The 12,884-nt window shown below is 63.2% G+C and carries 13 protein-coding genes; 9 read left to right on the forward strand and 4 right to left on the reverse strand.

Annotated features, from left to right (window positions below):
- The first annotated feature begins 10 nt into the window (after positions 1-10).
- The 9 genes from A39O_RS0122320 (at position 11) to A39O_RS34640 (ending at position 9,149) form a co-directional block, all read left to right on the forward strand.
- A complete protein-coding gene (locus A39O_RS0122320) occupies positions 11-502 on the forward strand; it encodes a GspH/FimT family pseudopilin (RefSeq protein WP_020506891.1) in 492 nt (163 codons plus the stop codon).
- The gene (locus A39O_RS0122325; protein ID WP_020506892.1) at positions 499-921 is read left to right on the forward strand and encodes a type IV pilus modification PilV family protein; all 423 of its coding nucleotides are present in this window, start codon (positions 499-501) and stop codon (positions 919-921) included. The genes A39O_RS0122320 and A39O_RS0122325 overlap by 4 nt, the downstream gene beginning before the upstream one ends.
- Positions 921-1,658 carry a prepilin-type N-terminal cleavage/methylation domain-containing protein gene (locus A39O_RS0122330; RefSeq protein ID WP_020506893.1) on the forward strand — a complete coding sequence of 246 codons (738 nt, stop codon included), beginning with the start codon at positions 921-923 and terminating at the stop codon, positions 1,656-1,658. Before A39O_RS0122325 ends, A39O_RS0122330 begins: the two co-directional genes overlap by 1 nt.
- A complete protein-coding gene (locus A39O_RS0122335; RefSeq protein ID WP_020506894.1) occupies positions 1,616-2,599 on the forward strand; it encodes a type II secretion system minor pseudopilin in 984 nt (327 codons plus the stop codon). The genes A39O_RS0122330 and A39O_RS0122335 overlap by 43 nt, the downstream gene beginning before the upstream one ends.
- Positions 2,600-2,783: 184 nt before the next feature.
- Entirely contained in the window at positions 2,784-3,881 is a 1,098-nt protein-coding gene (locus A39O_RS0122340; RefSeq protein ID WP_020506895.1) for a PilN domain-containing protein, read from the forward strand.
- Entirely contained in the window at positions 3,878-4,492 is a 615-nt protein-coding gene (gspM, locus tag A39O_RS0122345; protein ID WP_020506896.1) for a type II secretion system protein GspM, read from the forward strand. The genes A39O_RS0122340 and gspM overlap by 4 nt, the downstream gene beginning before the upstream one ends.
- Entirely contained in the window at positions 4,489-5,193 is a 705-nt protein-coding gene (locus A39O_RS36985; RefSeq protein ID WP_157640334.1) for a type II secretion system protein N, read from the forward strand. The genes gspM and A39O_RS36985 overlap by 4 nt, the downstream gene beginning before the upstream one ends.
- On the forward strand, positions 5,159-7,522 hold the full coding sequence (gene gspD / locus A39O_RS0122355) for a type II secretion system secretin GspD (RefSeq protein ID WP_020506898.1): 2,364 nt from the start codon (positions 5,159-5,161) through the stop codon (positions 7,520-7,522). Before A39O_RS36985 ends, gspD begins: the two co-directional genes overlap by 35 nt.
- 136 nt (positions 7,523-7,658) lie before the next feature.
- Entirely contained in the window at positions 7,659-9,149 is a 1,491-nt protein-coding gene (locus A39O_RS34640; RefSeq protein WP_020506899.1) for a serine hydrolase domain-containing protein, read from the forward strand.
- 48 nt (positions 9,150-9,197) lie between these two features.
- Here A39O_RS34640 and A39O_RS0122365 read toward each other — a convergent pair whose 3' ends face one another.
- From A39O_RS0122365 to A39O_RS39030, 4 genes are all read right to left on the reverse strand, one after another.
- Positions 9,198-9,974 carry a dienelactone hydrolase family protein gene (locus A39O_RS0122365; protein WP_020506900.1) on the reverse strand — a complete coding sequence of 259 codons (777 nt, stop codon included), beginning with the start codon at positions 9,972-9,974 and terminating at the stop codon, positions 9,198-9,200.
- Positions 9,975-10,064: 90 nt separating this feature from the next.
- Positions 10,065-11,060: a CapA family protein gene (locus tag A39O_RS34645; protein ID WP_157640337.1), complete on the reverse strand. Its 996-nt coding sequence runs from the start codon at positions 11,058-11,060 to the stop codon at positions 10,065-10,067.
- A 155-nt stretch (positions 11,061-11,215) separates the two neighbouring features.
- Positions 11,216-11,674, reverse strand: a complete 459-nt coding sequence (locus A39O_RS0122375) for a hypothetical protein (protein ID WP_157640335.1) — start codon at positions 11,672-11,674, stop codon at positions 11,216-11,218.
- A 198-nt stretch (positions 11,675-11,872) separates the two neighbouring features.
- The gene (locus A39O_RS39030) at positions 11,873-12,541 is read right to left on the reverse strand and encodes a transposase family protein (RefSeq protein WP_040528493.1); all 669 of its coding nucleotides are present in this window, start codon (positions 12,539-12,541) and stop codon (positions 11,873-11,875) included.
- Between the last annotated feature and the right edge of the window lie 343 nt (positions 12,542-12,884).

The following is a 12,884-nucleotide window of genomic DNA, read 5'->3' on the forward strand; positions in this document are numbered from 1 at the left end:
CGCATCAGTGATGCGCGTTGACCGTTGGTCGGGCGGCACGGCCGTAGGTTCTCGGGGTTTCACGCTGATCGAACTGGTGGTCGTGCTGGCCGTTGCGGCCTTGCTCATGACGGTGGTCCCGCCCTTGATCTCAGCGGCCTTGCCCGGCGTGGAGCTCAAGGCCGCGGCGCGGCGCACTGCGGCCACCCTGCGGCTCGCCCGCGAGACCGCCATCCGCACCGGTGTGGATACCGTGTTGGTGGTGGATGTGGAAGAGCGGTTGTTGGAACTCCCCGGTTTTCGTACGGTCTCGCTGCCGCGCCGGCTGCGGGTCAAGCTCGACGCGGCGCAACGTGAGATGTTGGATGACCAGCGCGGCGCCATCCGGTTCTTTCCGGACGGCAGTTCCACCGGCGGGGTCATTCTCCTGGCGCGTGGTGACGCACGGGAGGATTCGGGCTTCCAGGTCGGTGTCAACTGGCTGACCGGCCGGGTGCGCATGGCTGCCGTGGGTGGCAAATGATTCGCGGTCGGTCCTGGTCGACGGGACAGGCCGGCTTTTCGCTGCTGGAGGTGCTGGTCGCCTTCGCGATCCTGGCGGTCTCGCTCGGGGTGCTGATGCAGATCTTCTCCCGTGCCACCCAAACCACCATGACCGCGGCTCAGTACAGCCGTGCCGTCTCGCTCGCGGAAGCGCGGCTGGCCGCGGTCGGGAGCGCGATTCCCCTGGAGGCGGGCGTGACCTCCGGCGACCCTGAGGATGGATTTGCCTGGGAGCTGACCGTCATCCCGACCCAACTCACCGCCGAGGAGCCAGGATTGCTTGCCGAAGCGCCGATGGTTACGCCCTATCGGATCACGGCGCTCGTGGTATGGCAAGACGGCGCCCGGACCCGGCGCCTGACGCTGAGCACCCTGCGCCTGGGCGAGCGGGTGGAATAGTGTATACGTTCCTTCCCCTGTTGGGTCAAGGTGCAAGGTCTGACGCGGGACCGCGCCGCGCCCGCGGTTTTACCCTGGTCGAATTGCTGATTGCCCTGGCGATGGTCAGTCTGATCACCGTCCTGCTGTTTTCCGGATTGCGGCTCGGTTCCCGTTCTTGGGACGCCGTGGAGGCTTCCGCTGACCGTACCGGTGCCTTGCGTCTCGCCCATGGCTTTCTACTGCGCACACTCATCCAGGCACGGGCGGCATCTCTGGTGTTTGACGGTGCGATGCTTCCGGTTTTCGCCGGCGATGCGGAGCGGCTCGAATACGTCGCCCCCTTGTCGGAACATGTCGGTGTGCCTGGACTCTATGTCTTGCGACTGCAAGTGGAAGGGTCGGGAGATCGTCGCAATCTGGTCCTGACCCGCTGGCTGATCCATCCCGAGATACTCGAAGGTACTGATGAGATACCCAAATGGGAGCCGCTCAAGGAGGATTCGCAGATGAGCCTCGGGTCGATACCCCCGGACCAGGATGCGGCCGCGGGGGCCTTTGGGCGCACCCTGCTCCTGGAGGGCGTGGCTGGGCTGGAGTTGAGCTATTTCGGCGTGACGGGGGGCGAGAGCGATCCCGAATGGCATAACGAATGGTTGGAGCAAGCGACGCCCCCGTCCCTGTTGCGCATCCACCTGACCACGAGCGAGCAGACATGGCCGGACTTGATCGTCGCGTTGCCCACCCAGCCCGGCTGAGCTGCCTTGTCGGTTCGCGCCGCGGCATCGCCTTGGTGCTGGTCCTCTGGGTCCTGACGCTATTGACTGTGATGGCCGTGGGTATGACTGCGGCGCAGCGCACTGAGACCGCCCTGACCGAGAATCAGATCGCCGACGCCCGTTTCCGCGCGCTGACCGATGCCGCGATCGCCTACACCCTGTTCGGCTTTCTCAACCCGCCGCCCGCGGCGCCTGAGGTCGGGTTGGGTACCGATGAGACCGCGGCACCGGTTTGGCTGCCCAACGGTGCGCCACGGTCCTGGGAGTTCGACGGTACCGCGTTGAGCATCGCGGTGTTCAACGAGCAGTCGCGAATCAACCTGAATCAGACGCCGGCGCCGATCCTGGCCGCTCTGATGGTTGCGTTGGGGGTGGAGGATGAAGCGGCCGGCGCAATCGGCGACGCCATTCTCGACTGGCGCGACGAGGATGATCTGAAGCAACTGAACGGGGCGGAGGACAGCGATTACGAGGACGACGGACGGGTCGCCGGGGCCAAGGACGCCCCGTTCGTCGCTGTCGAGGAACTGCAGCAGGTGCTGGGGATGACGCGCGAACTTTACCTGCTCTTGGCCCCGGAGTTGACCGTCGATACCGAGGGCGATCAGGTGGAGCAGACCTTTGCGTCGGCGGCGGTGCTGGCCGCCCTGCAAGGCATCTCGATGGAGGAGGCGCAGCTTCAGGTTCAGGAGCGGGACCAGCCGACGCTTCCGGACGGCCAGATACCACCCGCTGCGAATCGTGGCGGACCGCTTTATCGCATCCAGGTCAGGGAGCAGGGACGGACGGCGAGCGCCCGCGGCATGGAGGCGTTGGTGGAGGCGGCGCCTGGTCAGACGCCGCCCTACCAGGTCCGTTGGCGACGCTTCGGATTGATAACCGCCTCGCCGACTCCGCTCGTGGTCGAAGATGGCGGATGACTGGCGTCGGGCGCAGTCCTCGTCTTACACTGCAACTCCCGTGGCGGATTCGCGGCAAGCCGAGCCGAGCCCAACAAATTCCATCGCTTCCGATACCCGTCGTTGTTGGTTTCTCGTTTCTCGTTTTTCGTAACCCGATGCTTGATCAACACGAACGAAAAACCCAAAACCGTTCCGCATATCTATGTCACTGATCGACCGTTTACGCAGTATTGGGAGCGGACTCCTGCGCCGCCCATCCGCCGTCGATCTGGGCCTGTCCGGGGAGCCCTTTGTCGCCTGTTTACCGGCGGCCGTGCGGCATTATCTGGCGCAGCGGGATCGGCGCCTGATCGTCTCACCCGATGGCCCGATCGCGAAACTCTTGCTGGCGACAGGTGAGGCGCAAGCGGTTTTGGGTACGCTGGAGATGACCGGGCGCGACCCGCTGCCCGCGGCCGTTGCCGGGGGCACCAAGGATCAGCACCGACTCACCGTGCTGATGCTCCAGGGCGCCGCAGTGTTGTCCCGCCGCACCTCATTGCCGTCGCAGGTCCGGGACAACCTGGTCCAGGTCCTGCGCGTTGAGTTGGATCGGCTGTCGCCCTTCAAGCCGGAGCAGGTCGCGTACGATTATCGTATCGTCAGCGGTGGTCCAGGGGACGCGCGGATTGGGGTCGAACTGGCGTTGGCCCGGCGCGATCTGATCGATGGTTGGCTGAAACGGCTGCGCGAGCTCGGGTCGCCGGTCGACCAGGTGACCTGGGAGGGGGCTTGGCCACGCGCCAATCTCCTGGCGCCGGCGGAGCGTCCGCGTCGGCGGCAGCCGCTGTTCGATCCCACCAAACTGTTGCTTGTCCTGGTTCTGTTGCTGGGTGTCGCGGCGCTGGCGACCCCACTCTGGCAAAAGGGCCAGCGGCTCGAAGCCATCGAGTCGGAGGTGCGTAAGGCGCGAACCCAGGCCGTGCAGGTGGATGAACTGCGCCAGGAACTGGAGCGGGCGAGGCGCGGGAGTACGGAGGTCCTACGCCAGAAACTGGAACAACCGCGGATGCTTGCGATGTTGCGCGAGCTGACCGATCGGATTCCTAATGACACCTGGGTGCAGAGTCTGGAGTACCAGAACAGCGAAGTCCAACTCCGTGGCGAGTCCGGTCAGGCAACGGCTTTGATCGGACTCCTGGAGGACGCCCCGGGGATCGATGGCGTGTCCTTCCGCTCCCCTGTGACCCAGGTGGCGCGGACCGGCAAAGAGCGTTTCAATCTCGCCTTCACCTACAAGCAGAGCGAGCCCGCGCCATGACTGAGGTTGTCCCGGTGAAGCGCTATTGCGTCGTCGTCTGGGCGGCGGCGATGCTGCTGCCGATGCTGCTGATTGCCACGATCGCGGTTCCCTGGTTTGGCCAGGTGCAGCGGCTTGACGAGGGGATCGCCGCGGGCGAGGAGCAACTTCAGCGGTATCGCAGACTGATCGCGACGCTGCCGTCATTGCGGTCGGAACTGGAACAGGTCAACGACAATCAGGCGTTCAAAGCCTTCTATTTTGATGCGGCGACCGCGGCCTTGGCGGGCGCGGAGCTGCAGCGCAAGGTCCAGGACATCGTTACCGCCGCCAAGGGTCGGTTGATCAGTACGCAGTTGCTGCCGGAGGAGAAGGAGGAGCAGCCGGCGCGGGTGCGGCTGCGTACCCAGATTCAGGGGTCGACCGAGACCCTGCTCGAGGTGCTCCATCAGGTCGATCAGGCGCGTCCTTTTCTTTTTGTCGACCAGGTCTCGATTCGTTCCTCCGCACGCCCGGAACAACCCGAGCAGATGGTCCGCGGTCGCCCTGTTCGCCGCCCTCAGGTTGATGAGACGGGTGAATTGACCATTCGTCTGGACATCTTCGGGTTCGCTCTCGGGGACAAGACGTGATCAGAAGCAGCTTGTTATTGCTGACCATGACCCTCGCGGGTCTGCTGGTTATCCAGTGGTGGCAATGGCCGCCGCCGCTGCCTGAGTTCGACAGTGAACGGCCGGACACCGCGGCGGTGAATGGTCCGGACGACCCGGCGAGCGGTCAGTTGGACCAACTCGCCCTGCCCGATTCCAAGGAGGCTTTCGCCAGCGTGGTCGAGCGTCCCCTGTTCCGGCCCCAGCGCAAACCTCCGGACCCGCAGCCCGCGGAGCCCGCGCCCGAGGCGGCCGCCACGGAGGAAACCTCGCTGGAGGGAGCGGACTTGACCGCGGTTCTGATCTCACCAGGCATCACCATGGCCTGGATCAGGGATCCAAGCGCGCCGGACCTCAAGCGTCTGCGGTTAGGTGATGAACATGCGGGCTGGTCGGTCAAGGGCATCCTGGCCGATCGCGTCGTTCTGGAACGACAAGGAGAGACGAATGAGTTATTATTGCGCGACTTCGTGCAAACTCAAACCCCGCCCCCTGCGGTCCCTGTGCCGGCTGCGCCAAATCCAGCGGCGCGTCAGAATCCGGCGGCACAACGCCCGCCTCGACCATCCCAACGGGTTCCTCAGAACGCTGCGGCACCAGGCGGAGACCAGCGGGTCGTGCCGCCAAGAGCGCCCCAACCGAGACCTAATGTACCTCGACCAACACCGCAACGGCCGCAGTAACAGCCGCCTCCGGCGTACCGGCCTGGCGTTACTTACCCTCATCCTTTTGGTGTTGGGTCTGGCGGGCTGCGAGCGCAGCTATTGGGATCCGACCGTCAGGATCGGCGACACCGAGGGTCACCTGACCGATCGCACCAAGCCGGGAACGACCCCATCAGGGGCGCGCACAACTGGACTGGGCGATGAGGGCATCGCTTTGGACGCGGACGACGCGGGCAGCAAGAAAGCCGTCGACTCGGTCACCCGCGGGACCGGGGCCTTCGTCCGGCGAGTCACGGGCCCGACGGTTGATACCAGTCCGGGCGATGTCACCCTGAACTTTGACGGGACCGATATTCGCGAGGTTGTGAAGGTCATTCTCGGTGACCTGCTCCAGGTCAACTATGTCCTGAGCCCGGCGGTGCAGGGCGTCGCCTCATTGCAAACCGGGCGGCCCTTACGTCGAGACCACCTGATCCCCACGCTGGAGACCCTGCTGCGGATGAATAACGCGGCCATGGTCTATAAGGCCGGAACCTATGAAGTGGTCCCGGTGGCCAACGCGGTGCAGGGGAATCTGGTCCCGCAACTCGGCGAGTCGACCCGTGCACTCCCCGAGGGGTACAGCGTGCAAGTCGTTCCCCTGCGGTACATTAGTGCGGATGAAATGAACCGCATCCTCCAGCCGCTGGCCCCGGAGGGCAGTATCATTCGTGTTGATACCCTGCGTAACCTGCTGGTGGTGGCCGGTACCAGCCCCGAGATGGTCAATCTCATCGATACCATCAAGGTGTTCGACGTCGATTGGATGAAAGGGCTGTCGGTGGGGTTCTTCGTCCTTGAATACGCCAAGGCCAATGAGGTCGTGACTCAGCTTGAAGGGCTGCTCGCCGACGACTCCGGTAATCCGATGAAGGGCCTGTTCCGCTTTATTCCGGTGGAGTCCTCCAACAGCCTGATGGTGATCTCGCCCCAGGAGAGCTACATCCAACAGGCACGCAACTGGATCGAGCGGTTGGATATGGCGGAGGCGACGGGCAGCGCGGCGCAGCGGCTATTCGTCTACCGTGTCAAGTACGGTGATGCCGAGAACCTGGCCAATGTTCTGTCCGAGCTGTTCCAGGGCGAAAGCGGTGAACGTAAGCAATCGGTCGGCGGGGTGGCGCCGGGGATGGGATCATCGAGCATCGGCTCGCGGGCCGTGATTGGTCAGATGGGCAGCAGCCAAACGGGCGGGAGTCAGTTGGGCGGAAGCCAGTCGGGTGGCTTCGGGAATAGCAACCGTAACACCGATGGGGGCGGTTTCTCCGGCGGGTCGGGCGGGTCGGGCGGCGGGTCGGGCGGGATCGGCAACCAGCGCCAGGCGACGGCGCGGACGTTCGAACTGACCTCCGAGGTCAGTGTCGTCGCCGATGCCGTCAACAATTCGATCCTGGTCCGTTCAAGTCCCAGGGATTACAAGAAGATTCTGGACGCGCTCAAGCAACTCGATATCACCCCACTCCAGGTGCTGGTGGAGGCGACCATCATCGAGATCAAGCTCGAAGGATCGCTGAGGTACGGTATTTCGTGGAATCTGCTCGCCCACGCCAGCGACGGCTACAAGAGCGACTGGTCGCTGAACGGCCTGCAAAATCGTCAGACCACGACCGGAACGACCGATCCCAACACTGATACGACGGTCGCCGACACCATCACGACCCCGCTTGCGCGGACATTTCCCGGCTTCAACTGGACCATCGTCGCCAATCCATCGCGAATCATTGCCAACCTCAGTGCACTGGCCGGCCAGAATCTGGTCAATGTCCTGTCCTCACCATCGGTGATGGTGATGGATAACAAGACCGCGAGAATCCAGGTCGGTGACCAGGTGCCGGTGGAGACGACCCAGCAGCAGAGCACGATTACCTCAAACGCCACGATCGTCAACCAGATCGAGTACAAGGATGCCGGTGTGATTCTTGAGGTAACACCGCGTGTCACCCCCGGCGGTATGGTGCAGATGGACATTAAGCAGAAAGTATCGAAGGTCGCCCAAACCACCAGTTCGAACCTGAACTCACCGACCTTTTCCACCCGCGAGATCGAAAGTCTGGTCGCCGTCCGCTCGAACCAGGCGGTGGTGCTGGGCGGTCTGATCCAGGATGATCGGGAGGAAGGAAAGAACGGCATCCCCGGGCTTTTCGATCTGCCCTACGCCGGCGCACTGTTCGGCGAGCGAAGTAAGAAGGCGACACGGACCGAGTTAGTGGTCATCCTGATGCCCAAGGTCATCACCAGTGACCAGGATGTCGAGGCGGTCAACGCCGACTTTCGGAGTCGGCTGCGGGGGTTGGAGTTCAAGTTTTAGCCGGGCGTCGCCTCTGACCGGCGATGCCTGTGTCGGAGTGGACCTGCCAAGACCGCCTTCGATGATCGGGGTGAGAAACCCGTAGAAATCCACGAGCACACTGACGCTTTCGTGTGGTCCTTGAGCAATATACGTCATGGCGCTTGCGGCACCCAATGAGAACCCAACCAGTCCAAGCCGACTCGAATCGGCATCCGGCCAATGCGAACGGCACCGCCGATGGACGCTTTCCATCGTCGCTCTCGCCGCGGTTTCGAGCGGCTGCAGCACCCTGGACCGCATCGCCGCGGGAACGGCTGCCAAGCTGGTCTGCTCGGGGCACTTCATGGCGCACCGATCGGTCCGCGATATCATTGATGACGACTTGAATTCCATCGCCTTTCCCAACTCGCTGCTGGTTCGAGGGTTGGATATCGAGGAGCGCCACCGGGGCCAAATCCTCGCCACGAAGGGCAGCGCGAAGCGGCGCGCGGTGTTCTACCCGGGATATGGCTGTGCGCTGTTGTCCGACGCGGATGACGCGCCGGCGGCTGTCGCGCGGGCGCCCGCCGCGCGTTTCCCCCTTCCGGACGCGTCGCGCCGATGGCCTGACGGGGATTTCGTCGAGCCCGATTTGCCTCTCCCGCGGTCGCTCGCAAGCGCCCTGAACGCGGAATTCGCCCCGAGCGATGCCGCGCCGCGCAGCGCGGTGCGCGCCGTGGTGGTCGTCAAGGGGGGGCGCCTGATTGCCGAACATTATGCCGACGGGTTCGGCCCGGAAACTCCCCAATTGGGCTGGTCGATGGCAAAGAGCGTGCTTGGGATGCTGATCGGCCAACGCATCGCCGACGGCGCGCTGTCCCTGGATCGGGACCACCTGTTCCAGGAATGGGCGAGCGACTCCCGTGCCGGCATTACCGTCCGCGATCTGCTGTTCATGCGTGACGGCCTGGATTCACGCGAGGGGTATCTGCCGTTTGTCCCTGGCTCGGTGCCCCACATGCTGACCTTGGAGGACGACGTGTCGGCGGTCGCCCGGCGGGCCGCGGCGGACCGACCCCATGGTTCCCATTGGGCCTATCGGAGTGCCACAACCAATCTGCTCTCACGGGTCTTGCGCAACGCGTTCGCCGACGACGCTGCTTATTGGGTCTACCCGCGTGAGCGCCTGTTCGGGCCTATCGGTGCCGCGACCGCGGTCTTCGAAACCGATGTCGCGGGCAACTTCGTCGGCTCTTCGTACCTCTACGCAAGCGCGCGGGACTGGGCGCGCTTGGGACTCCTGCTGCTGCGCGACGGCGCGTGGGAGGGGCGCCAGGTGCTGCCGCGGGGCTGGCGCGATTTCGTGTCGACACTCCCGGATGAATACCGGCGGAGCGATCCCCGCGCTTATGGCGCCCACGTCTGGCTGCGCGGCGACCCGAGAGAGACGGAACTGGGTGTGCGCTTGTGCAATCTGCCGGACGACGGGATCTATTTCTCCGGACATTGGGGCCAGATCATCGCGATCCTGCCGCAAGACGACCTGGTGATCGTCCGTCTCGGGTGGACCACGCGGGCATCGCGGTGGAACCAGTGCAAATTTCTGGAATCGATCGTGGACGCGGTGCGCGCCGTCGATGGACGCTCGCCGCCCTCCGGCGCCTGAACTATCGACGCCGGCTTGCAGCCGGCGCTCGGGGCGCGGTTCCTGGGGTTATTCGGCGAAGATCTCGTTGAAGAACGCCTGCATGCGCTGCCAGGACCGTGCATCGGCCTGGGCGTTGTAGCTGAGGTTCTCCATCCCGAAGGCAGCGGCGTCCGGGTTGGTGAATCCGTGACGCGCGCCGCCGTAGATGTCCATCTCCCAGTTGGCCCGGGCGGCCTCCAGCTTGTCCTTGAAGTGGGCCACCACCTCGGGGGCGACGAAGCTGTCGGCCTGACCATGGGCCACGAGCATCTTGGGCCGGATCTTGCCGGCGGCCTCCGCCGGTGCGGCGGGCAGCGAGCCGTGGAAGCTCACCACGCCGTCCAGATCGGTGCCGCCATAGGCCATCTGCATCACGGTGCCGCCGCCGAAGCAATAGCCGATGGCGGCCAGCCTGTCCGGATCCGCCAGATCGCTTCCCTTGAGCTGGGCGAGACCGGCGGCCGCTCGTTGGAGCCAGGACTCGGGGTCCACGGTGATCTCCTGCATCCACTCCTTGGCCTGGGACGGCTGATCGGTGACCTTACCGTCGCCGTACATGTCGGCGGCGAATGCGACATAGCCGAGCTCGGCGAGCAGGTGGGCGCGCTTCTTCGCATAGTCGTTGAGCCCCCACCACTCATGGATCACCAGGACGCCGGGCCGCTTGCCGCTCACCGCGTCGTCCCAGTAGAGATGGCCGGTCAGCTTGGCGCCGTCGTCCTCGTAGGCGATGGTCTTGGTCTGGACCTCGGCCTGGACAGCGGTGACGGCGAGCAGCAGCGAGAGACAGAGTGGCTTGCGCATGGGTTTCGAGCTCCGATGGATGACGTTGCAGTTGGATTTGCGGTGACGCGGCAGCGGGCTGGACGGCGACTTCCGCCGCTGGGATCGTCCCTACTCGGTTGGCAGGTCAGTCTTGCAAGGCGCTGCACCGGCCTGCCCCCGCTCCCAACAGGTGCCGTCGGATGACGGCGCGGGATGCGGAATTCCCTGGCCGTCGAGGCGTGCGACGAAGGTCCGCCAGCGGCGCACGCCCTGGCGATCCACTTCCAGGCGCAACAGCCAGCCGGTGTTGTTGATTGTCTCACTGAAGCCGTTGAAAATGAAGTTGCCGAGACTGTAGATGATGGGTCTGGCACGATACTGCTCGGTGTCTTGGACGACATGCGGGTGGCCGCCGACCACGGCATCGGCCCCGGTGTCGATCATCAGGCGGGCCAATTGCCGCTGACGGGGACTGGCCGTTGTTTCGTGCTCCCAACCCCAGTGCATGACCGGAATCACGAGATCGGCATGAGAGTGATCGCGTGCCGCGGCGATATCGTATTGCACCTGCTCATCCTCGCTCCAGGCGACCCCCGGTTGGTCGTAATCGGCCTCGAAACTGCGCGGTAAGAATTCGTTGTAACCGAGCAGCGCGATCCGCAGCCCGTGACGCTCGATGACCAGTGGCCGATGGGCTTGCGCCAGCGTGGCGCCGCCGCCGAAATAGCCGATGCCGTGCTGCTCCAGGAGGGTAAGCATCTCGCCAAAGGCGCTCGGTCCAAAGTCGCCGGAATGATTGTTCGCCAGGGTCACCGCATCGAAATGTTGCTTGAGCGGCACCAGGGTGCGCGGATGGGCGCGGAAGGTATAGGGCTTCCCGGGCTCGGCCTCGCCGCTGGTGGCAACGACACATTCCAGGTTGCCGATGCGAATGTCCGCGCCATCCAGGATGGCGGCAAAGGGTGCGAATGGATCGCGACCGCGCGCGATCTCCGCTCCGGGCGTCTCGTCGAGCATGATGTCGCCGACGAAGGCCAGCGTCACGGTTGGCTCGGCCAGCGCCGTTTTCGCCATGACGACCGTTGCGCTGATGCAGGCACAGCCGAGCGCGGCGGCCTTGATCATCGCGCCGGCCGTAGGGTGGACAAGCGACAGCGCAGTCCACCGAATCCCGCGCTGCCGCTGGTGGACTGCGTTGCGCTTGTCCACGCTACGATGCCGCGTGGCCGAAGCCATGATCAAGGCCGTCGCGGCAAGCAGGCGGGCACAATAGCGCTGCATCATGGATTTGCCTCGACGAGCGCACAACCATACTGGAACTCGCGCTCGCGGCCTGGTGCATACAGTGAGTGCCGCCCCGTCAGCGCGGCGCCGGAAGACTCGGGCTGCACCCGTGGTGCCAGGTAGTTTGCTTCGTGGAGCAACATCCAGCGCCGCGCGGTTTGATAGTAGGTGTAGAGCTTGATGTATTGAATCAGTTGCGCGTCACCGATCACGACGGCTTTGAAGCGGAACCTGCCATTGATCGTAATAGCTTCGACACTGTACGGGTCGGTTACCGGACCGACCTCGATCACTTGGGATGTCCCGCCCTGATCGAGCGTGCAGCGCAGGCGCGGTCCGCCCGCGGCCGGGAAGGCCCAGACGGCAAGGAGACTCAACACGACTGGAACACGCATGGGCAATACCCCGATATGGGCTAAGGAAGTGTTCACTATACTCAACTCGGCCTTGATCACGATCCCAGCCATCTCATCTAGAGCAAGCCCTCTGGTCTACCCAACAGGCTTTACCAATCAAGGCTTTGCCATATGGTCCGGGCTCTCTGGGATTTCCCGTGGCACTTTACCGTAACATAATCAATAAGATATTGCGCATCGTGAAAATTTAACGGCCCCTATCATAGTCGGCACTGCGCACCGTAATGTGTTGATTTTTCAAGCGTACAGCTTGTACCCGACAAGGTCTAATACCTTGGGAATACTTCGGAAAAACTTTATGACCGTTTCTTTCATGCGGTCCTCTAGGACGCCCAAGATGCGGGTTTCATTGCCCTGCCGCGCGGTCACAATTGCGACGAAATCCTTATGTCCTTTTTTGAGAGAAATTTCATCAATACCGATCACCTCAAAGGGTTCCATTGTTGACCAATCTACGGATTTACGAATATGTCGATCTAAGACGCCTTGGCTTTCGTCGCACGTCACCTTTTTCTTGATGGCGACATCGGCAGTGGTACTATTAACACAATCGAGTAAGAGATATGCCTCGTAGGCTATTGTGAACGGACTGCGACGCGTAAACCAGCTGACTTGTTGCGTGGTCGTTGGTTCGCCGTCGCAGTCACACTGGTAACGCGGTAATCTAATGCGGAGATACACCGGCTTCTCAAAAATGGCGGTATGGCGCAACGTCACCCACTCACCATGACCATTGGACTTATCAATTCGCTTATTGCATTTATGACACGTCGCGCCATGCTCTGTACTGACCAACGTTACGATGTAACTTCCGTTGCGATCTTGGTGCACTGCCTGCACTTGGACATTGGGCAAATCTAGCAATAGCTCTATTGCTTGTCTAAGTGGCTCGTTGTTGGAGTCCATGATAACCTTCAAAACCTCGCAAGATGCTGAAATATAAGTATATCATAACCTACTGAGATCCCGAAGAGCCCCCATTCGTGAGACATTTGCGCTGCGGCGTTTTTCGCGGACGCGCCGGAACCCGGGGTCGGCGCCAGGTGGGCTGACGCACAGGCATTTCCTGGCGAGCATCGGCGAAATCGGGTCGCCGGGGCGCCCATTTGAGAATTATTCTCAACAACCCTGTCCCGCGGACAGCCGCGCCCGCAGGCGACGCGCGAGCGGCCTGGCCGGACGTGGCAGTCGGTGAGGGGCTATCCGGTCGCGGGGATGGGCTGAACCAGCGAACGCATTTGTTCGAGGC

Origin of the sequence: Lamprocystis purpurea DSM 4197, assembly GCF_000379525.1 — a bacterium.
GTDB lineage: Bacteria > Pseudomonadota > Gammaproteobacteria > Chromatiales > Chromatiaceae > Thiodictyon > Thiodictyon purpureum.